The sequence below is a fragment of the Collinsella sp. TM04-29 genome (assembly GCF_003466565.1).
Classification (GTDB): Bacteria; Actinomycetota; Coriobacteriia; order Coriobacteriales; family Coriobacteriaceae; genus Collinsella.
In genome coordinates this window covers 833,752-859,232 of record NZ_QSPW01000001.1, presented here as the reverse complement: position 1 = coordinate 859,232, position 25,481 = coordinate 833,752, and the positions used below count along the sequence as shown (strand labels likewise).

General features: G+C 61.0%; 21 protein-coding genes. All 21 read right to left on the bottom strand.

What is annotated here, in order from left to right; genetic code table 11:
* Position 1 precedes the first annotated feature (1 nt).
* A complete protein-coding gene (gene recA / locus DXD39_RS03860) occupies positions 2-1,150 on the bottom strand; it encodes a recombinase RecA (RefSeq protein ID WP_022094695.1) in 1,149 nt (382 codons plus the stop codon).
* Positions 1,151-1,407: 257 nt separating this feature from the next.
* On the bottom strand, positions 1,408-1,938 hold the full coding sequence (locus tag DXD39_RS03855) for a CinA family protein (RefSeq protein WP_117803170.1): 531 nt from the start codon (positions 1,936-1,938) through the stop codon (positions 1,408-1,410).
* Positions 1,939-1,950: 12 nt separating this feature from the next.
* Complete coding sequence (gene pgsA, locus DXD39_RS03850) at positions 1,951-2,499, bottom strand: CDP-diacylglycerol--glycerol-3-phosphate 3-phosphatidyltransferase (protein ID WP_233541118.1); 549 nt, start codon at positions 2,497-2,499, stop codon at positions 1,951-1,953.
* Positions 2,500-2,598: 99 nt separating this feature from the next.
* The gene (gene rimO, locus DXD39_RS03845; RefSeq protein WP_117803168.1) at positions 2,599-3,948 is read right to left on the bottom strand and encodes a 30S ribosomal protein S12 methylthiotransferase RimO; all 1,350 of its coding nucleotides are present in this window, start codon (positions 3,946-3,948) and stop codon (positions 2,599-2,601) included.
* Between the two features lie 27 nt (positions 3,949-3,975).
* Positions 3,976-4,473 carry a YajQ family cyclic di-GMP-binding protein gene (locus DXD39_RS03840; RefSeq protein WP_022094699.1) on the bottom strand — a complete coding sequence of 166 codons (498 nt, stop codon included), beginning with the start codon at positions 4,471-4,473 and terminating at the stop codon, positions 3,976-3,978.
* 26 nt (positions 4,474-4,499) lie between these two features.
* A complete protein-coding gene (locus DXD39_RS03835; protein ID WP_117803167.1) occupies positions 4,500-6,011 on the bottom strand; it encodes a RodZ family helix-turn-helix domain-containing protein in 1,512 nt (503 codons plus the stop codon).
* The gene (locus DXD39_RS03830) at positions 6,011-8,788 is read right to left on the bottom strand and encodes a DNA translocase FtsK (RefSeq protein ID WP_233541096.1); all 2,778 of its coding nucleotides are present in this window, start codon (positions 8,786-8,788) and stop codon (positions 6,011-6,013) included. The genes DXD39_RS03835 and DXD39_RS03830 overlap by 1 nt, the downstream gene beginning before the upstream one ends.
* 1 nt (position 8,789) lies before the next feature.
* The gene (locus DXD39_RS03825; protein ID WP_117803166.1) at positions 8,790-10,460 is read right to left on the bottom strand and encodes a ribonuclease J; all 1,671 of its coding nucleotides are present in this window, start codon (positions 10,458-10,460) and stop codon (positions 8,790-8,792) included.
* 653 nt (positions 10,461-11,113) lie between these two features.
* Positions 11,114-13,360: a polyribonucleotide nucleotidyltransferase gene (locus DXD39_RS03820; RefSeq protein WP_089573382.1), complete on the bottom strand. Its 2,247-nt coding sequence runs from the start codon at positions 13,358-13,360 to the stop codon at positions 11,114-11,116.
* Between the two features lie 149 nt (positions 13,361-13,509).
* Positions 13,510-13,788 carry a 30S ribosomal protein S15 gene (gene rpsO / locus DXD39_RS03815; protein WP_099431792.1) on the bottom strand — a complete coding sequence of 93 codons (279 nt, stop codon included), beginning with the start codon at positions 13,786-13,788 and terminating at the stop codon, positions 13,510-13,512.
* 138 nt (positions 13,789-13,926) lie between these two features.
* A complete protein-coding gene (gene recO / locus DXD39_RS03810) occupies positions 13,927-14,676 on the bottom strand; it encodes a DNA repair protein RecO (RefSeq protein ID WP_117803165.1) in 750 nt (249 codons plus the stop codon).
* A 15-nt stretch (positions 14,677-14,691) separates the two neighbouring features.
* Entirely contained in the window at positions 14,692-15,759 is a 1,068-nt protein-coding gene (gene era, locus DXD39_RS03805) for a GTPase Era (RefSeq protein WP_199572074.1), read from the bottom strand.
* Between the two features lie 12 nt (positions 15,760-15,771).
* A complete protein-coding gene (locus DXD39_RS03800) occupies positions 15,772-16,149 on the bottom strand; it encodes a diacylglycerol kinase family protein (RefSeq protein WP_117639888.1) in 378 nt (125 codons plus the stop codon).
* A gap of 9 nt (positions 16,150-16,158) precedes the next feature.
* Positions 16,159-16,668: an rRNA maturation RNase YbeY gene (gene ybeY, locus DXD39_RS03795; RefSeq protein ID WP_117654802.1), complete on the bottom strand. Its 510-nt coding sequence runs from the start codon at positions 16,666-16,668 to the stop codon at positions 16,159-16,161.
* Complete coding sequence (locus DXD39_RS03790; protein ID WP_117803164.1) at positions 16,665-17,651, bottom strand: PhoH family protein; 987 nt, start codon at positions 17,649-17,651, stop codon at positions 16,665-16,667. The genes ybeY and DXD39_RS03790 overlap by 4 nt, the downstream gene beginning before the upstream one ends.
* Entirely contained in the window at positions 17,632-18,924 is a 1,293-nt protein-coding gene (locus DXD39_RS03785) for a MiaB/RimO family radical SAM methylthiotransferase (protein WP_117803163.1), read from the bottom strand. The genes DXD39_RS03790 and DXD39_RS03785 overlap by 20 nt, the downstream gene beginning before the upstream one ends.
* Positions 18,925-18,933: 9 nt before the next feature.
* Entirely contained in the window at positions 18,934-20,082 is a 1,149-nt protein-coding gene (gene dnaJ / locus DXD39_RS03780; protein ID WP_117803162.1) for a molecular chaperone DnaJ, read from the bottom strand.
* An 81-nt stretch (positions 20,083-20,163) separates the two neighbouring features.
* Positions 20,164-21,267, bottom strand: a complete 1,104-nt coding sequence (locus DXD39_RS03775) for a DnaJ domain-containing protein (RefSeq protein ID WP_187362361.1) — start codon at positions 21,265-21,267, stop codon at positions 20,164-20,166.
* Between the two features lie 58 nt (positions 21,268-21,325).
* The gene (gene hemW / locus DXD39_RS03770; RefSeq protein ID WP_117776230.1) at positions 21,326-22,558 is read right to left on the bottom strand and encodes a radical SAM family heme chaperone HemW; all 1,233 of its coding nucleotides are present in this window, start codon (positions 22,556-22,558) and stop codon (positions 21,326-21,328) included.
* A 2-nt stretch (positions 22,559-22,560) separates the two neighbouring features.
* Positions 22,561-23,604 carry a tRNA dihydrouridine synthase DusB gene (gene dusB, locus DXD39_RS03765; protein WP_117803161.1) on the bottom strand — a complete coding sequence of 348 codons (1,044 nt, stop codon included), beginning with the start codon at positions 23,602-23,604 and terminating at the stop codon, positions 22,561-22,563.
* 4 nt (positions 23,605-23,608) lie between these two features.
* Entirely contained in the window at positions 23,609-25,420 is a 1,812-nt protein-coding gene (lepA, locus tag DXD39_RS03760) for a translation elongation factor 4 (protein WP_089573391.1), read from the bottom strand.
* Positions 25,421-25,481: the final 61 nt, after the last annotated feature.

Sequence of the window (25,481 nt, the reverse complement as noted above, 5' to 3'; positions counted from 1 at the left end):
GCTACTCGTCGTCATCATCGAGCATGGCGGAACCATCGATGGCGTAAAGCTCGTCAAACTCCTCAGGCGCAGGCTGATCGGTCAGCTCGACCTCGGACGGAGCATCGTCATCAAACTCAAGCCCGCAGGCAAGGCGGACCTTATGCTCAATCTCGTCGGCGCAATCGGGGTGTTCGCGCAGGAACGCCTTGGCGGCCTCGCGACCGTTGCCGAGCTTGTCCTCGCCATAGGCAAACCAGGAGCCCATCTTCTTGCAAATGCCGCACTCGACAGCCATGTCCAGAATCGAGCCCTCCTTAGAGATGCCCGTACCGTACATGATGTCGAACTCAGCAGAACGGAACGGAGCTGCCACCTTGTTCTTAACGACCTTGGCACGCACGCGGTTACCGATAACCTCATCCTTGAGCTTAATGCTATCGATGCGGCGAATGTCGATACGCACCGAAGAGAAGAACTTAAGGGCGCGGCCGCCCGTCGTGGTCTCGGGGTTGCCGAACATGACGCCGATCTTCTCTCGCAGCTGGTTAATGAAGATGCATGTCGTGTTGGACTTGGACAGCGAGCCGGCGAGCTTGCGGAGCGCCTGACTCATCAGGCGAGCTTGCAAACCGACCGTGGTATCGCCGATCTCTCCCTCGATCTCGGCACGCGGGGTCAGCGCGGCGACGGAGTCGACGACGATGGCATCGATGGCGCCGGAACGCACGAGCATGTCAACAATCTCGAGCGCCTGCTCACCCGTATCAGGCTGGGAAATCAGTACCTCGTCGATATCCACGCCAATGCGCGCGGCATACGTGGGATCGAGCGCGTGCTCGGCATCGATAAATGCCACCACGCCACCCATTGCCTGGGCCTCGGCCAGGATCTCGAGCGAAAGCGTCGTCTTACCGGAGGACTCGGGACCGTAGATCTCGACGATTCGGCCGCGCGGCACACCGCCGATACCCAGAGCGGCATCGAGTGCCAGAGCGCCCGTAGGGATGGCCTCGACCTCGAGCTCGGGGCCACCGTCGCCGTACCTCATGATGGAACCCTGGCCGAATTTCTTCTCGATCTCGGCCTTGGTGGTGGCGATCATCTCATCGCGCTCTTTACCCGTCGTGCGAGCATGAACGGTACGTACGGGACCTGAATTCTTGGCCATGAAAAGCCCTCCTCTTAACAACCTGCATCGATAATAAACGAACGGCTGTTCGTGGTCAACCGTTCAGATAAATCATATGCAGCCGACCTTTCCAAAACCCAACCAAACGCCGACCAAACACTGACCAAATGCTTGACCACAAAGGACCAAATATGAACAAGGCAGGCAAAATTACGTCTACAACCAGCACAAACGCCAAATGAGCCTAAGGTCCCTATCTCCACAATTAAGGGGCCCTAAGGCCCCTGAAAACACGTCTATTCCATAGAGTTGAGCACAAGGGCAATGCGTCCCAATGCCTCCGCGACCGCATGGGCACGAACACGCGAACGGTCGCCCTCATAGTGGCAGCGCACAGAGTCCACGACCGGCACTTCCCCATCAGCCGCGCGATACGCCCAGCCAATATAGAAAGTGCCAGCCGGATCGTCCTCAGTGCCGCCGCCGGGGCCGGCATAACCCGTTGCGCTCACGGCAATATCGCTCTGGTACAGCTCCAGCGAACCCGCCGCCATCTCGCGCGCGGTCTGATGCGACACCGCGGTATAGCGGTCGAGCGTCTCCTGATCAACACCCAAAACGCGATGCTTGATCTCATCGCAGTAGGTCACCGCACCGCCACGCAGCACCGCCGAGGCGCCCGGGATATCGGCAATCGTCGAGGCGATCATACCTGCCGTCAGCGACTCAGCCGTCGAAACCGTCACGCCCCGAGCGCTCGCGCGCTCGACAATATGACGCGCCAGCTCCTCGTTATGTGCGGAAATCTGCTCAAAAGAGTCCGTCATACCCACCAGAACCTAGACCGAAAAGACGATCTTGCGGCAGTTCCAGAAGTACTGGGCGCCCGAGATAACGGTCAGGACAACGGCAACGGCGTACAGGAAGCGCGACACCGAGTAGATGCCGAGCGTCAGCATCAGCGGGCCAAGGTGCAAGCCGGCCATCGCAAAGACGCACAGGTAACCGCAGATGGAGACCATCGTGGTCGCCGTCTTGTACTTGCCAAGCTTATCGGCGGCAACGACCACGCCGGCGGCACTCGCAACCATGCGCAGGGCACTTACCAACAGCTCGCGGAACAAGATGATGAACACGGACCAAACCGACACGGCGCCAAAGTCCAAGAACAGCAGCAAGGCCGAGAACACGAGCAGCTTGTCGGCAATGGGGTCCAAGAATTTACCGAAGTCGGTAATCTCATTGCGCGAACGCGCCAGATAACCGTCGACCTTATCGGTGCACGACAGGATAACATACAGAATGAAGGCTGCAGCGGCGAGCGGGCCGTCGAAGGTGCTCCAATCTGTACCGGCAACACTCGTGTGAGAAAGCGCCGACACGATCATGAACACCGGGATAAAGACGATGCGCACACACGTCACGATGTTGGCGGGCGTCCAAACACTCGTCAGTTCCTTATTGCTCTCGTTTGCCACGATGCTCTCCTACTCCACAACATGACCGATAAGCTCATAGCAGAAGCTATCGGTAAACTCGACCGTCAGAATATCGCCCACGGACGCCTCGCTGGCGTCCAAGTGCACCGCGCCATCGGAATCGGGCGCTTGGAACCAAGCATGGCCGATCAGCTCGGCGCCGTCCTCGGTCTCCTCGATGCCGTCGACAATCACCTGGGCGCGCTCGCCCACATGTGCGGCGGTGGCGGCAAAACCGAGCGACTCGGCCAGGTCCATGGCCTCCTGGGCGCGCTCGAGCTTGACCTCCTCATCGACCTGACCCTCCATCTTAGCGGCCAGGCTGCCCTCCTCCTGCGAGTAGGCAAAGACACTCGTGTAGTCAAAGCCGACGGTGTCCATAAAGTCGATAAGGTCGCGGAACTCGTCGTCGGTCTCGGTCGGGAAGCCGACCATGGCCGTGGAACGGATCACGATGCCGGGGATACGCTCACGCAGATCGCGGAACAGGTCCTCGAGCTCCTGGCGCGAACCAGAACGGCACATAGCCTTGAGGATGCGCGCGTCGCAGTGCTGCACGGGGATATCGATATAAGGCAGCACCTCGGGCGTATCGCGAATCGTATCGATAAGCTCGTCGGTCATGCCCTCGGGCTGCAGGTAGAGCACACGGACCCAGACGTTCTGCGGACGCACGGCCTCGGCGACGGCGCGCAGCAGCTGCGCCAGATTGCGCGGCGAGCCATCGGTGACGTCTTCGTCGGCAAAGTCGGTGCCCCAAATACCCGTGTCCTGGCCGATCAGCACGATCTCTCGCACACCGCCGGCAACCAGGTCGCGTACCTCGGAGATAATGCTCTCGGCATTGCGCGAATGATAGCGACCGCGAATATAGGGGATCATGCAGAAGCTGCAGAAGCGGTTGCAGCCATCGGAAATCTTGACGTAGGCGACAGCGCCCTCGACAGTGCGCTTGACCTGCGGAATATAGGCGGCGATCTCACGCTCGACACCCAGCACGCCATCGATGACCGCCACGATGCCGTCCTCCTCGTCGGCCTTCACAAAGGCAGCGACCTCGGGCAGCTCGTCAGGCAGGTCGTCGCCATAGCGCGACGGCACACAGCCGCACATGACGATGGGACAAGAACGAACGCCGTCCTGAACCTCGTTGGCGAGCTCGAGCGTGGTCTCGATGCTCTCGGACGTTGCGGAGGCGAGGAACGAGCATGTATTGACGATGGCGATATCGGCATCCTGTGGGTCGAATGCCTCCTCGTAGCCCGCGGCGGTCAAAAGAGAACGCATGCGGTCGGTGTCAACCTCGTTCTTAGCGCACCCGAGGGTGATGTAGAGCACGGAGCCCAACGGTGTATCCATGTTGGAGAGCAGTCCTTTCGAATGATATTAGCGGTAGTTGGTGAACTGCAGCGGCTGGCCGTAGTCCTGGTCGCGCAGGAACTGGATCACGGTCTGCAACGCGTCCTTCGAAGCAGAGGAAACACGCAGCTTGTCGGCCTCGATAGTCACCTTGACCTTGAGCTTTTGGTCCTTGATGTCCTTGTTGATCTTCTTGGCGGTCGCCTGGTCGATACCCTCGACGATATGGCCGAGCACGCGCACGGTGCCGCCCGATGCCGCCTGCGGAGCATCCCACGAGACAGCCTTGAGGTCGATGCCGCGCTTGATGAGCTTGGAGCTCAGCACGTCGATAATCTGCTTGGAGACAAAGTCGGCCGGGGCGTTGATCGTAAAGAGCTTGTCGCCCTTCGAAAGCTCGATCGTGGCGCCGGAATCCTTCAGGTCATAGCGCTGGGAAATCTCGCGCGTGGTTTGCTGGAAGGCATTGTCGACCTCTTGCATGTTGACCTCGGACACGACGTCGAAGCTGGAATCTTTAGCCATGATGTTTCCTTTCGCGTACGAGCGGCTTAGTAGCTATCGTACGAATAGTCGGTAGAATCGGTGGGCGTCTGGCCGTCAGTTGCGGTATCGGCGCCATCCGTGGACTGGGCATCGGTGCCGTCGGTGGTGTCGGCACCATCGGTGGTGTCGGTACCATCAGAACTTTCACCATTCTCGGAACCAGTCGTCTCCTTCTTGGGAACGGTGATCGTCACACGCGCCACGCCCGAGGTCTTGGTATCGTAACGGACCTTTTCGCCGTTCTTGGTAACGGTGACATCGGAAGGCTTGGACGTGGTGATCTCGATCGAGGACTCGGGCGTGTACTCCTGCTCAAAGGGGCCAGTCGCCTGGGCGCCATAGACCGACTTTCCGTCGACCTTGACCTCAATCCACGCGGTCTTTCCCTTGGCAACGGAGACCTTGACCTTCGTTGCCTCGTTCTCTTCCTTTTTAGCCGTCGTCTTGGTGGCGTCCGAACCGGTCGACTCATCCGTCGCCTCATCGGTGTCTTCGTCCTCGTCGACCGTTTCGGTCTTCTTAGAAGACTTCTTGGTCGTCGTCTTGGTAGCAGCAGGCGTCTCGGGCGTGGTTTCGGGCGTCGAAGATGCGCAGCCGCGCAGAAGTACCACGATGAGCACGATCAGCAGCAACGCCACGGCACCGACGCCAGCGTAGACGATACGCGGATCGAGCCCGTTGTTTTGAGGAGTACGAGATCCGCCGCGTCCACGACTGGAACTGCTGCGGCCGCCTCCCTGAGGCATACGACCACGATTGCTATCGGAACGGCCACGATAGCCACCCTGGCCCTGAAGGCCGCGCTGACCCGAGCGGGGCGCAAGTTCACCGCGGCCTTGATAGCCACGCTGGCCCGAACGCGGAGCCGAAGGGCGCTGGCCACACGGCTGTGATTGAGAGCGAAGACGCGGCGTCACCTGCGTGGTATCGGCGTCCGCATAGCCGCCGCGAGCACGACCGGCAGAGATACCACGGTGACCGCGATCGGAATAGCCGCCGTCGCCGTAGCCGGCACGAGGGTCACGCGCCACGCCGCGGGCAGCGGGAAGTGCACGGTCCTCGGGCATCGGCGTACTGCGGAACCGGTCACGCTGCGAGCGAATCTCCTCGCCCGAACCCGTCTCGGTAATATAACCGGCCTGCTGAGGACGCTGTCCATAGCGAGTCGAACGACCGCCCTGAACCATCAGGAAGCGCCCGTTATCGACAGAGGAACGCGAATTGACGTAGCCGGCGGCGTCCTGGAAACGACCGCCCTGCTGCGACGTCTCGCGTTCGTATGCCATCAGTTCGTCAAAGTAGGCATTGACGACCTCGCGCGGATTGAGGCCCAAAAAGCGAGCATAGCTCGAAATCATGCCCTGCGCATAGCCGCGCGGCGGCATCGAAGCAAAGTTACCGGTCTCGAAAAACTCGATGATCTGCGGCCTGATTTTGATGGTGTTGGCGACCTGCTGAATGGAAAGGCCCATTCGGCGACGCTGCTCGAGCAGCATGTCACCAAAGCGTGCAGCCATCAGAATCCTCCAAACTCACGATCTTCACGTGCCATCTCGGCGTCGACAGATTCCAGCGCGGCAAGCCCCTCCTCGTCCAACAGGACCTCGCGCGGCTTAGAACCGTCGGGCGGGCCGACGACACCCTTTTCTTCCAGCATGTCCATAATACGCCCGGCACGCGCATAGCCAACCTTCAGACGACGTTGCAGGCCAGATGTGGAGCCAAGCTGCGATTCCACCACAATATGGGCGGCTTCCCAAATGAGCGGATCATCGTCTTGCGGCTCGGCGACTCCGGTGCGGACAATGCCGCCGCCACCAGCCATGGACATGGAAGCGGGCGCCACGGCGGACAGAATCTCCTCGTGGTAGTCGGGCTCGCTCTGCGACTTGACGAACTCGACAATCTCGTTGATCTCATCATCCGAGACAAAGCAGCCCTGGATACGGCGGGGCTTGCCCCAGTCGACCTTGGAGAACAACATGTCGCCCAAACCGGTGAGCTTCTCGGCGCCCATCTGGTCGATGATGACGCGCGAGTCGATGCCCGTGGCGACGTTAAAGGCGATGCGGTTGGTGATGTTAGCCTTGATGAGGCCCGTCACCACGTTGGAGCTGGGGCGCTGCGTGGCCACGATAAGATGAATACCGGCGGCACGGCCCAGCTGTGCAATACGCACGATCGAGGCCTCGACATCCTTACCGGCGACCATCATCAGGTCAGAGAGCTCGTCAATGATAATGACCAGGTAGGGCATCTTTTGCGGCGGGTTGTCGTAATGCTCAAACTCGCCAGCAGCCTGCTTTTCGTTGTAGGTCGAGATCTTACGTACGTTGAGACGCTCGAAGACCTTCAGGCGACGCTCCATCTCGGACACAGCCCATTGCAGAGCGCTCGCGGCCTGCTTAGGCTCGGTCACCACGGGCACATAGAGATGCGGAAGACCGTTATAGCCCGCAAGCTCGACGCGCTTGGGGTCGACCATAATCAGGCGAACGTCCTCGGGAAGGGCGCGCATGAGCAAGGTCGTGATGATGGAGTTGATCATCACCGACTTACCAGAACCGGTCGTACCGGCAATCAACAGGTGAGGCATCCTGGCGAGGTCGGCGACAACCGGCGTGCCCTCGGCGTCGCGGCCGATGGCGAGCTCGAGCGGACCGCCCTTCACATAGGGCAGCACGTCGCCCAGATTGACGTTCTGGCGCTTGCGGTTGGGAATCTCGATGCCCACGAGCGAGGTGCCGGGGATCGGGGCAAAGATACGCACCGACTGGGCAGCGAGCGAAAGCGCGATATCGTCCTCGAGGCTCGAGATTTTGCTCACACGCTCGCCCTCACCGGGCTGCAGCTTAAAGGTCGTCACCGTGGGGCCGGCGATCCAGCCGACCACGCGGGCACTGCGGCCAAACTCAAGCAAGGTGGATTGCAGTGACTCAGCGGTCTGCTCCAGCTCCTTGTCCGAAGACGCGGCGGAAGCCGACTGCGGGTTGGCATGCAGGATTTCGAGCGGCGGAAGCTTGAGGCCGTCCTCCTCTTCGCCCTCGTTATCTGCGGCGCCGTCGTCCACTCCCCCATCACGAGCCGCAGCCGATTCGATAGCACTCGTGGCAGGCGCATCGGCAACCTTGGGATGCTTCAGGAAGTCGGGAATCTGAGGTGCGGCCGAGACGGGATTCACGGCAAACGGCGGCTCGGACTCGTCGATCTTATCGGGGTCGTCTTCCATCGAAAGCTGGCCGGTTACCTGGCCGCGCTTTGCATGGCGACGCGGCAGCAAAGTTGTCTTTGCGGTCTCAATCGGAGCCTCGTCGTCCTCGTCATCGCCCTCGGTGAGCTCAATCTCGCTATCGGACCAAGACGGGTCGGGCTCACTCGTATTGAGCTTAGGCGCAGACTTGCCCTTCTTGGCATGGCGGCGCGGCAACAGCGTGGTCTTGGCCCGCTCGGCTTCAACCGACTCGGATACGTCGACAAACGGGTCATCGTCCTCGTCGTCATCCAAAACCGGGTCGACATCGCCACCCATGACCGTGGTCACCGCGGCGTCAGTCCCCTTCTGGCGCAGAATGCTCAGGTGCGGACGAGCAACGCCGGGAACAGACAGGGCCTCTTCATCGCCCCACGGGCTCGCATTGACATCGGCACGTCGACGCTCGGCAAAATCGGCAGCGCGATCGCGTGCGGAGCGCAAAACGCCACCCACCGAAAAGCCGATAATGACCAAACCAACGACGACAAGCCCCAGCAAGACAACCATGGCGATAGGTTTACCCAGGGCATTTTGCAAGGCACTTGCGATAAAGGCGCCAATGTAGCCGCCCGACACGGAAAGGTTCTGCGGCGTAAACATAAGGTCGCACGAATCGCTCGTACCCGGCACCATCAACGAAAGAATGGAGACGACGGCGATAAAGACCAAGGCGCCGCCCGCAACAGAGCGCACGTTGAGCGGCGAGTCCTCACCCAAAAAGAGCGTGGCGGCAAACAGCAAGATGACGATCGGCAGCACGTAGGCGCCCAGACCAAAGCCCAGGTGGTAGAAACCGGCAACCGCAGCCGTCACGGGCGCTGTTGCCGGAGAGATCACGGCAATGAAGGACGCGATCGCCAAAACGGCGATGACCACACCGGCGATATCGCGATTGGCCGAAGGCTCGACCAAGGGCTCAAACTCATCAAACTCGGACTCGTGGCCCTTATTGGCACGCAGATGGGAACCGGCACCCTTAACAGATGCCGGTTGGTTATTGGCCTTATTGCCTTTGGCGTTTTGTGCAGATCCGCGCGCCAAACTAAACCTCCATGACGACCGGGATGATCATCGGACGGGTGCGCGTACGGCTCCAGATAAAGTTAGAGAGCGAATCGCGCACGGCCTTGCGAATGGCATCGGAACCGCTGCTGGTAAAGCTAAACTTACCCTTCTCGATCGTCTTCATAATGGACGCGGAGACATCCTCGGAGAACTGGTCGTCGATGGCAAACGAGACGCCGCGGCCCGAGAACTCGATGGCCTCGATCTTCTTGTGTTTGAGGGAGACGATGGCAACGGCCGTGACCATACCGTCGTTGGCGAGCTTCTGGCGATCGCGCAGGACGATGGGGTCGGTATCGCCGATACGCAGGCCGTCGACGTAGACGACGCCGGACTCGACGGGCGTACCGCGCTTGACGATACCGCCGCGCATCTCGAGCGTGTCACCGTTATCGAGGATAAAGATATGATCGTCCTTGAGACCCATCTTGCGGGCCAGCTGGGCATGGGCGCGCAGATGCACGGCCTCGCCGTGGACCGGCATAAAGTACGTAGGCTTGGCCATGGCCATCAGAAGCTTGAGCTCCTCCTGGCTACCGTGACCCGAGACGTGGACGAGAGCGCGGTTCTTATCCCACACGTCGCAGCCGAGCTTGGCCAGGCTGTTGACGACCTGCTGGACGGCCTTCTCGTTGCCAGGAACGGGAGTTGCCGAGAGGATAACGGTATCGCCCTCGTGGATGGAGAGCGTCTTGTGCTCGCCATTGGCCATGCGGGACAGGGCCGACAGCGGCTCGCCCTGCGAACCAGTGCACATGACGACGATCTTGTCATCGGGCAGGTTATCAATATCGAAGGCATCGATGATATCGGCGTCATCGATGTTGAGGTAACCGAGCTCGCGCGCCACGCGGGTGTTCGTGAGCATGGAGCGACCGGTCACAACGACCTTACGGCCGCACTTGCGGGCGGCATCGCAGATCTGCTGCAAACGATGGATGTGGCTCGAGAACGATGCGACGAACACGCGACCCGGGGCGTTCTTGATGGCGTGCAGCAGGTTGGGACCAACCTCGGCCTCGGACTTGGTAAAGCCGGGAACCGTGGCATTGGTGGAGTCGGAAAGCAGCAGGTCGATGCCCTGCTTGGCAAAGCGGCTGATAGCGGCATAGTCGGGCGTAACGCCATCGATGGGCGTCTGGTCGAGCTTAAAGTCGCCGGTGTGCATAACGGTGCCCTGATTGGTGCGGATGAACACGCCCAGAGCGCCGGGGATGGAGTGCGTCATCGAGAAGAAGTCGAGCGAGATGCCGCCGAGGTTGACATGGCTGCCGCCCTTGACCTCGCGGAACTTGGGTGCGCGGATGCGGAACTCAGAAAGCTTGCCCTCGATAAAGCCAAGCGTCAGCTTGCTCGAGAAGATGGGCACCTTATTGTTGAGGTCCTGCAGCAGATACGGAAGCGAACCGGTGTGGTCCTCGTGGCCGTGAGTGACGACGATACCGCGGAGCTTCTCCTCGTTCTCCAAAACATAGGTGTAGTCGGGAAGCACCAGGTCGATACCAGGCTGGGAGTCATCCGGGAACATGAGGCCGGCGTCGACGAGCACCATGTCGTCGCCGCACTCGAAGACCGTCATGTTCTTGCCGATGCCGTCAAGGCCGCCAAGCGGGATGATCTTCAAGGGAGATGATTTTTTAGCTGCCATAGGTTAGTGTGGTTTCCTTTCTTCGAAACGGGTCTGGAACAACCGACGGGGCGCTTCTGGCAAACCGACCGCCGGGAACGTACAAACATGCATCGCAGAGTCGATGCAATAACCACAGTATGATACCCATTTGCACAACAACAGACCACCCATGCATCAAAGCCCCATCTGAACCGGTCTATCCCGCCGGTCTGGAGCCATCGGGGGCCGGGGCGGGTTAAGTTTGCTGCTCTACAGTCCTGCGCAAGACGGAAAGCACATTAAGTGCTTTCCTTTGCGTGCGGAACTCGCGACAAACTTAACCCGCCCCGGCCCCCGATGGCCCCAGACCTGTCAAAAAGGGACAAGTCTATTTTGGGCGGTTTTATCTGAGGATATACCGGAAGAGAAAGTATCGACAATTCAGGAAAAAAGAAAACTGAATAGACCATCTGACAAAATCGCAAGCATCACCCACCGGCCCTTTTGCTGTTCCCGGCGGGGGCCGCGGGTAAAGTTTATCGCGAGTTCCGCACGAGCCGGAGAGCACTTAATGTGCTCTCCGTGCGAGCAGGACTGTAGAGCAGGAAACTTTACCCGCGGCCCCCGCCGGGAACAGCAAAAGGGCGACCCCTGTCCGGAGTCGCCCTTGTTGAGCTGCTTATGTGCGGCTGTTACTCGGCGTCGTGGTGACGGCGGGGCTTGCGGCCTCCGTTGTCGCCGGGACGGCGCGGACGGTCGCTGCGCTCGGAGCGCTCGCGACGCGGACGCTCACGGCGCTGGAAGTGCTCGCCGTCGCCCTCGGAGGAACCCTCGGCGCGAGCCGGAGCCTCAGGCTTGTCAAGACGATCGAGCGAGATCTTGCCGCGATCGTCGACCTCGATAACGACGACCTTGACCTCGTCGCCGACGTTGAGGACGTCCTCGACCTTCTCCACGCGGCCCTTGGCGACGCGGGAGATGTGCAGCAGGCCGTCCTTACCAGGCAGCAGGTTGACGAAGGCGCCGAAGGGCTGGATGGAGACCACGCGACCGGTGTACTCCTCGCCCGGCTCGGGAACCTTGATGATAAGCTTGATACGCTCGACAGCCTGATCGACGGACTCGCCGGTGCCGCCGACAAAGACGGTGCCGTCCTCCTGGATGTCGACCGAGGCGCCGGTCTCGTCCTGGATGCCGCGGATGACCTTGCCGCCGGAACCGATGACGTCACGGATCTTATCGGTCGGAACCTGGATGGAGACGATACGCGGAGCGGTGCTGCGCGTGGTGTGGCGCGGCTCGGGGATCACATCGAGCATCTTCTGCAGGATGAAGGCGCGGCCCTCCTTGGCCTGCTGCAGGGCGCGGGCCAGGATGTCGAAGGTAAGGCCGGTGGCCTTGTTGTCCATCTGCAGAGCGGTAATGCCCTCGGTGGTGCCAGTGACCTTAAAGTCCATGTCGCCAAGGAAGTCCTCGAGACCCTGGATGTCGGACAGGACCACGGTCTTGCCCTCCTCCTGGATCAGGCCCATGGCGATACCGGAGACCGGGCGTTTAATGGGCACGCCGCCGTCCATAAGGGCGAGCGTGGAGCCGCAGGTCGAAGCCATCGAAGAGGAGCCGTTGGACTCCATGACCTCGGAGACCACGCGGATGGCGTAGGGGAACTCGTTCTCGTCGGGAAGCACCGGAAGCAGAGCGCGCTCGGCCAGGTTGCCGTGGCCGATCTCGCGGCGCTTGGGGCTGCCCATGCGACCGGTCTCGCCGGTGCAGAACGGCGGGAAGTTGTAGTGGTGCATATAGCGCTTGCCCTCGGTGGGCTCGATGGTATCCAGACGCTGGCCCTCGTTGAGCATACCGAGCGACAGGACGGAAAGCACCTGGGTCTGGCCACGCTGGAACAGACCGGAGCCGTGAACGAGCGGCAGGTAGTTATCCTTCACCATGATGGGGCGAATCTCATCGGCGGCACGGCCGTCGACGCGCTCGCCGGTCTCGACGACCATGGTACGCATAGCCTTCTTCTCGAGCTTCTTGAGCGCCACGGGGATCTCGCGCTCCCAAGCGGCCTGCTCCTCCTCGGTGAACTCGGCACGGATGGACTCCTTCAGAGCCTCGACCTTACCGATACGGGAGAGCTTGTCGGCGTCGCGAAGGGCGGCGGCCATCTCGTCGTAGTGGGCGAAGATGCGCTCCTGGACCTCCTCGACGGGCTGGTCGAGCGGGTACTCCTTCTTGACGATGGCGCCATTGACCTGCTCCCACTCGGCAACGAACTCGTCCTGGGCCTGGCAGAAGGCGGCAAGGGCTTCCTGGCCAAACTTCATGGCGGCGAGCATGTCGTCCTCGGAGATCTCCTCGGCGCCGGCCTCGACCATCGAGATGAAGTCGGCAGAGCCGCCCAGCTCCAGGTCCAGATCGGAGTTCTCGCGCTCCTCATAGGTGGGGTTAACGATAAACTCGCCGGTCTCCACGTTGCGGCCGATGCGCACGCAGGCAAGCGGGCCCTCGAAGGGCACGCCGCCGAGCGTCATGGCCAGGGAAGCACCCATGACGTTGATGACGTCAAAGGGGTTGACCTGGTCGGCGACGAGCGAGGTAGCGACGATGTGCACCTCGTTGCGGAAGCCGTCCGGGAAGCTCGGGCGAATCGGACGGTCGATCATGCGCGCGGTGAGCGTGGCCTTCTCGCTGGGACGGCCCTCACGCTTGAGGTAGCCACCCGGGATGCGGCCGGCTGCGTACATCTTCTCGTTGAAGTCGACGGTCAGCGGGAAAAAGTCGTAGTTCTTGCGCTCCTTGGAGACAACCACGGTGTCGAGCATCGTGGTGTCGCCCTGCTTGACCAGGCAGGCGCCGGTGGCCTGCTTGGCAAGCTCGCCCGACTCAAAGGTGTAGGTCTTGCCGTACAGCTCAAAGGTCTTGGATACGAGTGTCATTGTTCTCCTTTACCCCGCAGGCCCCTTGCCTGCAGGCTCCTCATGTGACGCGGGCCCCCTGCCCCCGCCACGCTTCAGAGCGTGATTGTTCACGCCCTTACACAAAAAGAGCGCCCCGCTGCGCAGGACGCTCCTTGCATGTACAAATCCTACTGGATGTTGTCGCGGATGCCCAGAGCCTTGATGAGCTCACGATACTCGACGATGTCGTTCTTCTTGATGTAGGAGAGAAGACGACGACGACGGCCGACGAGCATGAGCAGGCCACGACGGGTGTGGAAGTCCTTCTGGTGGGACTTCATGTGCTCGGTCAGCTCCTTGATGCGCTCGGTCAGGATGGCGACCTGAACCTTGGGGTTGCCGGTATCGACCGGGGTGTTACCGAACTGGGCAGTCAGCTCCGCCTTGCGCTCTTTGGAAACAGTCATTGTTTCACCTTTCGTTTTGCGTCGCCCACGGGCGACTCGATTCGCCTCGGACTGGGAAGCCGCCGGTGGAGCGAGCAACCAAGGTCGAGGTACCAACAGGTCGGTATGTTACCACAAGCAGACCGCCCATGCGCATCATCACCGACCCAACATGAATTCCATCGCACGGAGGCGCTGGTCGGTATGCGTCGCCGCCCACACATGCGAAAGCCCGAGCAAAAAAACTGCTGTATGGGGGTCGATCCTCTCGGTCATAAGCACATCGAAGGTCATGGACATGAGGGCGCGCAGCCACGCGACCTCACCGGTCGACACCAGCTCAGCACCCGGAACGCTCGACGCGCACGACCCGCACATGAGACCGCCCGCCTGGGGCGAAAAATACGACAGCATGGGGTCTCCGCACAGCACGCAGGCCGAAAAATCGGGTCGATAGCCAACGTGCGACAGCAGCTTAAAGACATATGCCGCCACAAGTAGATCCATATGCGCCGCGTCGAGCCCGCTGCCCACCAGGGCAAGCGCTCGCTGCGTTATGGCAAAGGTAAACGGGTCCTCGGCGTCCTCGAACGAGCACACGCGCGCGACCTCGGCGATCGCGCTTGCGGCGCATGTCATCTCGTAATCGGGAGCAGCGCCGAGCGGCGCCTCCATAAGCTCGGCCTGGGAAACCACGTCGAGCGACCGTCCATGCGCAAGCAGCAGATCAACGGTACAGAACATCTCGCAGCGCGCAGCCAGGCGTCCGCCGGGTTTGCGGGCGCCCTTTGCCACGGCACGAACCTGCCGACCCCGCTCGTCAAGCATCGTCAGGATCAGGTCCGTCTCTTTGAGCTTCGTCTTATCGAGCACGAGCACTTTCGTGCGATATGTACGAGAACCTGCCATTCGCGCCGCGTGTCCCTAATCCTCGGCGTTATAGCCAAAGCGGCGAATCTGGGCCTCGTCGTCACGCCAGCCGGCCTTGACCTTCACGTCCAGCTCCAAAAAGACCTGGGTGCCAAAGATGCGCTCAAGGTCGCGACGGGCGTCGATGCCGATATGTTTGATCATCTCGCCGCCCTTGCCGATGATGATGCCCTTTTGGCCCTCGCGCTCGACGTAAATGGTGGCGTGCACGCGCAGCACCTTCTTGGTCTGCTTAAGCGCATCGCAAATCACGCCCACGGAGTGCGGGATCTCATCACGGGTGCGGCGCAAGACCTTCTCGCGCACAAACTCGGCAACGAGCGTCTCATCGGAAGCGTCGGTACCCATGTCCTCGGGGAACCAACGCGGACCCTCGGGCAAAAAGTGCGCAACGGTCTCGATGAAGGCATCGACGTTAAAGTTCTTGACCGACGACGTCACGATCTCGTCGTCATATTCCATAAGCTCGTGGGCGGCCTTAAGCTGCTCCATGACCTGTGCGGGGTCGGCTTCATCGGCCTTGGTGAGCACCAGGACCTTCTTGGAACGGGCATTCTTGACACGCTCGGCAACCCAAGCGTCTCCCCTGCCGATCGGTTTAGTGGCATCAATCAAAAACGCGACAACATCGACATCGTTCAGCTCGAACAGCGCGCTCTTGTTGAGCTCGGACCCTAGACCGTCCTTGGGCTTGTGGATACCCGGGGTATCGACAAAGACCAGCTGGTAGCCGGGGCGGTTGACGACGGCGCGCATGCGACGGCGGGTCGTCTGGGCCACCGGCGAGGTGATGGCGACCTTTTTGCCATAGCAGGCGTTGAGCAGCGTTGACTTACCGGCGTTGGGGCGGCCGACCAAGGCCACGAAGCCACTGCGGAAACCGGGCTCAACGTCGCCAAAGCCCGCGAGGCTGTCGTCCTCGTCGCACAGGGCGTCGAGCTCCTCGTCGCTCATGCCCTCAAACGGGTCGAACTCCTCGACCTCATCGCAATCCTCGGTCGCCTTAGCATCCAGGGACTCGTCGTCCAAAATCTCATCGGTAGACTGCATATTGTCGGACATGGGAATCCCTTTCTAAATAAAGCCGAGCGCGTGGGCAAATACCAGCACGCCCACAATCGCGGCGGTGATGGAAAGAACGTATACAGAGGCGGCGGCGATGTCCTTCGCACGCTTGGCCAGCGGATGGAGCTCCTGGGTCGCTAGGTCGACGATAGCCTCCATAGCGGTGTTGCACAGCTCGCCGTGAATCACCAGGCCACAACAGATGATAATCGTGGCCCACTCGGCAATGTCGAGCCCCACGATGCAGCCGGCAATGACGGTGCACACGCCCGCCACGAGCATGACCTTAATGTTGCGCTCGGTCTTGACGGCGGTGACGAAGCCCTCCATGGCGTAAGAAAACGACTTTAAAAAGGACGGATGGTCCTTGTTCGATCCGGGAATCATAGACGGCTCCTAGTCGTGGGCATGGTTGGTGATGGGGCCGACGTGGACTAGCTTGGGGTCCTCGCCGCGCTCGAGCGCCAGATCGCGCAGGATGGCGTCCTCGCGGGCCTCCATGACCTCGGCCTCGTCGTCCTCGATGTGGTCATAGCCCAGCAGGTGCAGCATTCCGTGTACGAGCATCAGACGGCACTCATCAGCGGGACTATTGCCAAAACCGGGGGCCTGACGGGCAATAACCTGCGGGGCCAAGATAATATCGCCGAGCTCGAGCGTCTCATCGGCGGGAATGTCATCGTCAAAGGCCGAATCGCACTCAAACGAGAGCACATCGGTGGTGCGGTCGATACCGCGCCACTCGTGGTTGAGCTCGTGCATCTCGTCCTCGTCGACATACGAAAGGGAAATCTCAACTTCACGCTCAACGCCCTCGGCGGCAAGCACGACCTCGCAGATGTGCTCCACCTCTTGCGCGTCGAGCAGCGTATCGAGCTCGGCATCGTTGCTGATCAATACACTCAACGGGACTCCTTTCGGTCGCGCGAGCGCTGCTCACGCACGTCATCATAAGCATCATATGCCTCGACGATACGACCCACCAGGGCATGACGCACCACGTCGGCACGCTCGAGGTGAGAAAATGCCACATCGTCGACACGGCCCAAAATCTTCTCGACATCCGCCAAGCCGCCACGACGACCCACCAGGTCGCGCTGGCTGAGGTCGCCGGTAATCACGAACTTGGAGTTGAATCCAAGTCGTGTCAGGAACATCTTCATCTGCTCGGGCGTGGTATTTTGCGCTTCGTCGAGCACCACGAAGGCATCGCTCAGCGTACGACCGCGCATATAGGCAAGCGGGGCGATCTCGATCACGCCGCGCTCCATAAGCTCATCGGTGCGCTCGCGATCCATCATGTCAAAAAGGGCGTCGTAGAGCGGACGCATGTACGGATCGATCTTTTCCTCGAGGGTGCCGGGCAAAAAGCCCAGGTTCTCCCCTGCTTCGACAACCGGACGCGTCAAGATCAAACGGCCCACCTCGTGGCGCTTGAGCGCGGCAACGGCGAGCGCCATGGCCAGATAAGTCTTACCGGTACCGGCTGGACCCAGGCCAAACGTGATGGTATGCGAGCGGATGGCATCCACATAGCGCTTTTGCCCGAGCGTCTTGGGGCGAATGACGCGGCCGCGATACGAAAGCAGCACGTCATCGCGAAGCGACGTAGCCTCGTGCTCACCGTCGCGCAAGACGGCCATGCAGCGAGAGACATCGTCGGCAGACAGGGTACGACCGGCCGCCGCCTCGCGAAAAGCATGTTCGAAAAAGCGAGCCACGAGCTCGACCTCGTCCGGGTCACCGCTCACGGCGATGCTATCGCCACGGGCGACCACATGGGCGCGAACCAAGCTCTCGAGTGCACGAAGGACGCCGTCGCCGGCGCCCAAAACGCACGAGGGATCAATTCCCTCGGGAACGGTAAGTCTAATCTTCGAGGCTTCCATGGACCTCCCTGCGCGCATGGACCAAGCCGGAATCATCGACTCCGATGATAGCAACATCGAGCAGGCACGGGGCTGTAAGTCCACAGGTATCGTCAAGACGGGCATGATGGAACGAACCGAGCGTCAGGCTGTCACCATACTCGAGCACGGCACGCTCGACAGTGCCCACGCGACGACGAGCATCGGCAATAGCGAGCTCCTGCGCCGTGTCTCGCATACGACGGCTGCGCTCGGCCATAACCTCGGGCGGCACCTGGTCGGGCATGTCGGCAGCAAGGGTACCGGGACGCTTGCTATAGCGGAACACGTGCATACGCGAGAAACCCACACGGCGGCACAGCGCCAGCGACTCCTCGAACTCCTCGTCCGTCTCACCAGGAAAACCGACGATGACATCGCACGAAAGAGACGCCTGGGGCAAGTTGGCGCGAATCATACGCACCGTGTCCTCAAAGGCCTCCGCACTATAGGGACGACCCATGCGATGCAGCGTCGCCGTACAGCCGGACTGCACGGGCAGGTGCAAAAACGGGGCGATACGCTGCGGATAGCGCGCCATAACCTTAAGCAGGCGCTCAGAGATATCCATGGGTTCGACCGAGGAAATGCGCACATGCGCAATAGTCGTGCGCTCCATGATGGCCTCGAGCAGCTCATCGATTTCGACATGCTCGTCGGTCGCGCTCTTGCCATCGTAGGCACCCAGGTTCACACCGGTCAGCACCACCTCGGGCACGCCGGCCTCCTGGGCCTCGCGAACTCGCTCAAGCACGGACTCGACGGGCACGGAGCGCTCGGGGCCGCGCGCCTTCCACACAATGCAATAGGTGCAGCGATGGTTGCAGCCGTCCTGGATCTTCACGCCCAGGCGAGAGCGACCGAGCGCATCGACCACCTCGTCATCGCTGCAGGCGGGAACGCTATCGGACTCAACGCCCAGCACCTCGCAGACACGTTCGGCGACATCGATCTTGGACGGCTCGGCGATCACGCGATCCGAAAGCTCCAACAGCTCCTCGGGATGCAAATTGACCACGCAACCGGTCACGAGCACATAAGGCTCGTTTGGATGGGCCAGCGCATGACGGACGGCCTTACGTGTCTTGGCCTCGGCCTCGCCCGTAACGGCACAGGTGTTAATGACGATCAGATCGGCATCCTGGGGCTCCACCATAGCAAAGCCCAGGCGCATAAGATCGGCAGTGATACGGTCAGACTCAACCCGGTTGACACGGCAGCCGAGGTTGACGACGGAAATATGGGGTGCGAGCACGCGGGCTCCTTAATCGAGGATATCGTCGAGGGCACTCTTGATACGGTCGGTCACCGACTTCTTACCGGAAGCGACGTCATCGCCCATCTCATCGGCAAAAGCACGGAGCAGCTCGCGTTGCTTATTGGAAAGATTGGTGGGAACGACCACGCGCAGTTGCACGATCAGGCGGCCACGCGAACCGCCACCGCCAATGCGCGGCATGCCGTAATTATTGACGCTCACGGTGTCGCCGTACTGGGCGCCGGCGGGAACCGTCACCTTAACGACCTCGGCGGGCATAATGCCCTCGACCTCGATCTCGCAGCCGAGCGCAGCCTGCGCAATCGAGATATCGCTCACCAAGTACAGGTCGTCACCGTTGCGCTTAAAGCGCTCATGGTCGGCAACGCGCACGTTGACAATCAGGTCACCCGAAGGCTCGCCGCGAAGGCCGGCCTCGCCAAAACCACTCACGCGCAGCTGGCGACCGGTCAAAACACCGGCGGGAATATCGATGTCGATCTTTTCGTGCGAAGGCGTGCGGCCCTGACCGCCACAGGTCTCGCAGGGATGGTCGATAACCGTGCCCTCGCCGTGGCAGTCGGGGCAAGGCGAGGAAGACTGAACCTGGCCCAAAAACGATCGCTGAACCGTCGTGACATAGCCCGTGCCGTGGCAGCGGCCGCACTGCTTTTCCTGTGCGCCCTCTGCCCTACCGGTGCCATTGCAGTCCTCGCAAGGAGCAAGGCGGTCATAGCTGATTGTCTTTTTGCAGCCGAGCGCCGCCTCCTCGAGCGTCACCGAAAGCGAGATGGCCATGTCACGACCGCGACGACGCTCGCGACGGCTGCGGGCGCCACCGCCGGCACCGCCGCCAAAAAACGACGAGAACAAGTCGTCCATGCCCATACCACCAAAGATATCGTTGATATCGACGTAGCCCGAACCACCAGGGCCGTCGGCAGTGCCGTAACGGTCGTAGTTAGCACGCTTCTGCTCATCGGAAAGAACGGAATAGGCCTCGTTGAGCTCCTTGAACTTGGCCTCGGCCTCGGGGTCGTCCGAAACGTCCGGGTGTACGGTACGGGCCTTCTTTAGAAACGCGCGCTTAATCGTCCGCGCGTCGGCATCCTTGTCGACGCCAAGTACCTCGTAGTAATCCCTATTTTCCGACACGACCGAATCCTTCCGACTTTCATTATTGTCACAGTGCGTCCTATACCCAAGCTGGGCCAACCGCAAACAGAGGGTTTGATGTTATTGCATTCCGTAAGGCGAAAGCATGGCCCGTTGCGAGCAGCTCGCGAACCAAACCGACACGAGCGCGAACATGAAGCCATTGGCAAAACCGTTGGCAAACTGCATCGCACCGCGCTTCCACCACAGCAGGCTGCGATGAAGCACGCCGTCCGAAAGCACCATGAACAGGCCCATGGTAAACGGAATAAAGCACATCACGGCAAAGGCCGAGAACACGCCCGAGATGGCCGAGAGTACCAAAAACGGCGCCACGATGCCCATCAGGTAAAAACCGGTACGAGCTTTGCCTTCCAAGCGCTCGGACTCGACATGGGCACGGCCGACTAGATCACCGCCAGCGGCACCGTTAGTGCCGGCGTGACCCATGCCGCTAATGCGGACCTCGTCGCCATCGTGCGTGCCGGCAGGAAACTCAATCGTCTGCTCGGAGGTTACGCGAGTACGACCGCTGCCACCGCAATCGGGGCAGGGGTCGGCCACGACCTTACCGGAACCGCCGCACTCGGGGCAGACCGACTGGAACGTGCCCGCACCAAACAGGAAGGACAAGTCGACGTCGATGTGCCCGCGGCCACCGCAGCTCGGGCAGGTATGGGCATGCTCGGAGGAGACAGAACCCGAGCCGCCGCAGTGACCACAGGTATCGAAGCGCGTATAGCGGACGGTCTTGCGGGCACCGTCCTTGGCCTCCTTGGCGTCCAGTTTGATATCGACGACCACGTTGGCGCCGTTCTCGGGATTGTAGGCAGCCTGGCCGCGACGCTGCTGGCCCCAGGCACCGCCAAAAGGAAAGCCGCCCTCAAAGGGATTGCCATAGCCCGTGTTGCCGGCATAGCCGCCACCATAGGGCGAAGCCGTAGGGGCACCGGCAAAGGGATTGCCAGAACGCATGGCATCGTAGCGCGCACGTTTTTGCTCATCCGAAAGCACGGCGTAGGCCTCGGAAACCTCTTTAAACTTTTCCTCGGCATCCGGCTCTTTGTTGACGTCCGGATGGAGCTTACGGGCCTTTTGCTGGAAGGCCTTTTGAATATCACGCGAGGTGGCGTCCTTGGAGACACCTAGAATCTCGTAGTAATCTTTTTCGTTCATCGTCGCCATGCGCGGCAACCTCCTGCTCACAGCAGCGTATATATTCCGGTAATTCTACCCGAGCGGCCTAAGCTAGATCCCAAAACAGCTCGAACAGAACATTTCCATCGAGCCAGCCCAAGTGTGTCGGTGCTAAACGAGCTCGAACATGGCCCGCGACGACATCTGCCGAAGTAAAGGGTCCCTCATGGACCCCGAGCGTCTCGGGCACCCAAGTGGCAAGACCCAATTCGAGCGCGCGATCACAAGCGGCTGTCAGCTCATCGGCCGGGATGACACGAGCCGCGCGAACCAACAGGTCGGACGCAATACCGCGCGTCATGCGACAAGCGAGCATCAGGTCTTCGGCCGCAGCCTCTCGCTGCGACAGGTATTCGGCCTCAAACGACGTCGCGTCATCGTCGCGCTGAACCAAACGCACACGGTACGCGTCGCCTCGAGCAGACACGCCGGGGAACAAACCTGCAAGACGGTCGAAATCCCCAGTATCAAGCATACCGGCGGCAGAACGGCCCAGGCCCAGGTAGCCCCGTCCGGTCCAGTAGGCAATGTTATGGGCGCATTCATGGCCGTCGAGCGCGTAGCTCGCCACCTCATACGGGTGATAGCCGGCGGCACCCAGGAGCTCGCGCGCCACGTCCATGCAGGCGGCCTGAAAATCCTCGTCGGGCTCGAGCGACTCGTCACGGCACGCCATGCGATAGAGGGGCGTCCCCACCTCGAGCGTGAGCGGGTAAACCGACACATGATGCGGAACCGCCGCCAGCACGCCCTCGAGCGTACGCTTCCAACTCGCTGCGGTCTGCCCGGGAAGTCCGCACATAAGGTCGCACGACACGTCAAGCCCAGCGTCCTTGACCGTCGCGATGGCGGCGAGCGCCCGATCGGCATCGTGAATGCGGCCGATGGCGGTAAGTTCGGTGTTATCGAGCGTTTGCACGCCCAGAGAAACGCGTGTGACACCAACCTTGGCAAGCGCAGTAGCAAGCTCGGCGGTCAGCGACTCGGGATTGGCCTCGCAGGTAAACTCAACGGGGGCGCACCACGCACGAATACGCCGCGCCAGCTCCACCAGGCGCTCCCCCGCCAGCGACGGCGTGCCGCCGCCAACATAGACGGTGCGGATCTGGTCGAGGGCCCCAGCCTTGCCAAAAGCATCGAGACGCGCGAACAACTGCTCAAAATAGGAATCGAGCGCGGCATCCAAATCACACGAAGCAAAGCTGCGCGAGTCGAAGTCGCAGTAGCGGCACTTTTGGGCACAGAACGGCACGTGCACGTACAGCGCGGTAACGGCCACCCTTAAGCCTCCAGCGGATGAGGGGGCACCGATTCGCCGGCGGCAAGGGCAGCCTCACAGAGCACCACGTCGCGCTCGATATCATCGACCAGCGCCATAAACTCCTCATACGTGGAGCAGCGCACCACATGGGCACGCCAAGCGGCGGCATGGGGCATGCCTTTTAAGTACCAGCTTGCGTACGTACGGGCACGCGACATGAGCGGCAGGAGCTCATGCGTCAGCGTTAGGTGCTCACGCAGGGCGTCCAGGCGCTCGACAGAGCTGCGCGCCGGCACCGGTGTGCCATCGAGCGCAAGAGCGCGAGCATCGCCAAACACCCACGGGTTCCCGTAGATGCCGCGCGCGATAAACACCGCGCTGGCACCCGAGTTTCGCAGATGCACCGCGGCATCCTCGGCGGTGAACACATCACCCGAACCGATCACGGGAATCTCAACGGCATCTGCGACCTCATCGACGACCGACCAATCGGCCTGGCCCGTGTAGAGCTGCGTGGCGCAACGACCATGCACGGCGACTGCGGCAGCCCCTGCACTCTCAAGCATCTGGGCAAATGTCGCGGCATTGCGGTCCTCGGCATAAAAGCCCTTGCGAATCTTGACGGTCACGGGCACGTGCGCCGCGCCAACCGTGGCCTCGACGATCTTCTCGGCCAGGTCGGGCGTGCGCATGAGCGCCGAGCCCTCGCCCTTGGTAACGACCTTGCGGGCGGGACATGCCATATTGATATCGATGAGCGACAGGCGATCGCCAACGCGCTCCTCGACGGCGGCGACGGCGCTCGCAAACTGATCGGGCTTGGAGCCAAAGAGCTGCACGCAAATCTGCTGCTCCTCGTCGGCCGGTAGCACCAGGCGCCACGTCTTATTACTGGCATAGGCAAGGCCTGCCACGCTCACCATCTCGCTGTAGGCAAGGTTGGCACCGCGGCGGCGACACATGATGCGATAGGCAGGGTCGGTCACGCCCGCCATGGGAGCCATAAGGAACGGCTGCTCGGCATAGGCGCCCAGCAGCCGCAGACTATATTCGGAAAGAGCCATAGACCTACTCGTCCACCTTGAGGATCGCCATAAAGGCCTCCTGCGGGACCTCGACCGATCCGATGGCCTTCATACGCTTCTTGCCCTCTTTCTGCTTCTCGAGCAGCTTGCGCTTACGCGAGATATCGCCGCCGTAGCACTTAGCAAGAACGTCCTTGCGACGGGCCTTGACGGTGGAACGGGCGATGATCTTGTTGCCGATAGCACCCTGGATGGGCACCTCGAACAGCTGACGCGGGATGATCTCCTTGAGCTTGTCGCACAGGCCACGGGCCAGGCCATATGCCTTGTCCTTATGGACGATAAACGAAAGCGCGTCCACCTCGTCGCCCGAAAGCAGGATGTCGAGCTTGACGAGCTCAGAGGGGCGATATTCGTTGAACTCATAGTCGAGCGAGGCGTAACCCTTGGTGCGGCTCTTGAGCTGATCGAAGAAGTCCAAGATGAGCTCGGCGAGCGGCATATCAAAGCGCATCTCGACCGATTTGCTCGTCAGGTGGATCATGTCGGTCGTGACGCCGCGGTGCTCAATGGCGAGCTGCATGACGGCACCCGTGTACTCAGGCGGGCAGATGATCTTTGCCTTGAGGTAGGGTTCCTCAATACGATCGATGCGGGTGGCCTCGGGAAGGTCCTGCGGACTGCGGACATCGATCATCTCGCCGTCGGTCTTGTAGACGTGATAGTCGACCGAGGGGCTCGTGGCAATGAGGTCCAGGTTGAATTCGCGCTCCAGGCGTTCCTTGACGACTTCCATGTGTAGCAGGCCCAAGAAGCCCACGCGGAAGCCAAAGCCGAGCGCCACCGAGGTCTCGGGCTCCCACACCAACGATGGGTCGTTAACGTGCAGCTTATCGAGCGCGTCACGCAGGTTCTCGTAGTCCTTGTTATCGATTGGGAACAGGCCCGTATAGACCATGGGCTTGGCCTCGCGGTAACCCGGAAGCGGCTCGGGGCAGGGGTTCGACGCCCAGGTAAGGGTGTCGCCCACGCGAACGGCCTCGGGGTCCTTCAGGCCCGTGACCACATAGCCGACCTCGCCAACCGTCAGCGCGTCAACCGGGGTCTCGGCAGGACGCTTGACACCCACGCCGTCGACCAAAAAGTCGCCCTCTGCCTGCATCATGCGCAGGGTATCGCCCTTTTTGATGGAACCGTCAAAGACGCGCACCGTGGCGACGACGCCACGATACTCGTCGAAGTACGAATCCAGAATGAGTGCCTTGAGCGGCGCGTTCGCATCGCCCTTGGGCGGAGAGATCAAAAAGACAATGGACTCCAGCAGATCATGGATGCCCTCGCCGGTCTTGCCCGAGACACACACGGCATCATCGGCGGGAATCGCCAGGTCATCCTCGATCTCGGTCTTAACCTCATCGGGATGGGCAGAGGGCAGGTCGATCTTGTTGATGGCCGGCACAATGTCCAGATTGGCGTTCATGGCGAGCGTCGCGTTGGAGACAGTCTGCGCCTCGACGCCCTGCGTGGCGTCGACAACGAGCACCGCGCCCTCACAGGCTGCCAGCGAGCGCGAGACCTCATAGGTAAAGTCAACGTGGCCCGGCGTATCGATCAGATTGAACTGATACGTCTCGCCATCGTCGGCGTCATAGGACACGCGAACGGCATTGGACTTGATCGTGATGCCGCGCTCGCGCTCGATATCCATGGTGTCGAGCAGCTGCGACTCCATGTCGCGTTCGTCGACGGTATGGGTGAGCTCGAGGATGCGATCGCTGATCGTGGACTTGCCATGGTCGATGTGCGCAACGATTGAGAAGTTGCGGATGTGGGAAATGTCAATTGAAGTATTCATGCGGACTATCTTACCCGAGCGGTACAAAAAATGGAGCCTGTTCCATAAAACAGGCTCCATT

What these genes read in the sequence shown, in the direction of transcription:
- DXD39_RS03835 (WP_117803167.1), bottom strand. Translation starts at nt 6,011, where the DNA reads ATGGCTGCACGCTTTGGTGACATGCTGCTCGAGCAGCGTCGCCGAATG.
- pgsA (WP_233541118.1), bottom strand. Translation starts at nt 2,499, where the DNA reads ATGATCGTGTCGGCGCTTTCTCACACGAGTGTTGCCGGTACAGATTGG.
- recO (WP_117803165.1), bottom strand. Translation starts at nt 14,676, where the DNA reads ATGGCAGGTTCTCGTACATATCGCACGAAAGTGCTCGTGCTCGATAAG.
- DXD39_RS03820 (WP_089573382.1), bottom strand. Translation starts at nt 13,360, where the DNA reads ATGACACTCGTATCCAAGACCTTTGAGCTGTACGGCAAGACCTACACC.
- rpsO (WP_099431792.1), bottom strand. Translation starts at nt 13,788, where the DNA reads ATGACTGTTTCCAAAGAGCGCAAGGCGGAGCTGACTGCCCAGTTCGGT.
- DXD39_RS03800 (WP_117639888.1), bottom strand. Translation starts at nt 16,149, where the DNA reads ATGATTCCCGGATCGAACAAGGACCATCCGTCCTTTTTAAAGTCGTTT.
- era (WP_199572074.1), bottom strand. Translation starts at nt 15,759, where the DNA reads ATGTCCGACAATATGCAGTCTACCGATGAGATTTTGGACGACGAGTCC.
- lepA (WP_089573391.1), bottom strand. Translation starts at nt 25,420, where the DNA reads ATGAATACTTCAATTGACATTTCCCACATCCGCAACTTCTCAATCGTT.
- dusB (WP_117803161.1), bottom strand. Translation starts at nt 23,604, where the DNA reads ATGGCTCTTTCCGAATATAGTCTGCGGCTGCTGGGCGCCTATGCCGAG.
- DXD39_RS03855 (WP_117803170.1), bottom strand. Translation starts at nt 1,938, where the DNA reads ATGACGGACTCTTTTGAGCAGATTTCCGCACATAACGAGGAGCTGGCG.
- DXD39_RS03840 (WP_022094699.1), bottom strand. Translation starts at nt 4,473, where the DNA reads ATGGCTAAAGATTCCAGCTTCGACGTCGTGTCCGAGGTCAACATGCAA.
- DXD39_RS03825 (WP_117803166.1), bottom strand. Translation starts at nt 10,460, where the DNA reads ATGGCAGCTAAAAAATCATCTCCCTTGAAGATCATCCCGCTTGGCGGC.
- recA (WP_022094695.1), bottom strand. Translation starts at nt 1,150, where the DNA reads ATGGCCAAGAATTCAGGTCCCGTACGTACCGTTCATGCTCGCACGACG.
- DXD39_RS03790 (WP_117803164.1), bottom strand. Translation starts at nt 17,651, where the DNA reads ATGGAAGCCTCGAAGATTAGACTTACCGTTCCCGAGGGAATTGATCCC.
- DXD39_RS03775 (WP_187362361.1), bottom strand. Translation starts at nt 21,267, where the DNA reads ATGGCGACGATGAACGAAAAAGATTACTACGAGATTCTAGGTGTCTCC.
- rimO (WP_117803168.1), bottom strand. Translation starts at nt 3,948, where the DNA reads ATGGATACACCGTTGGGCTCCGTGCTCTACATCACCCTCGGGTGCGCT.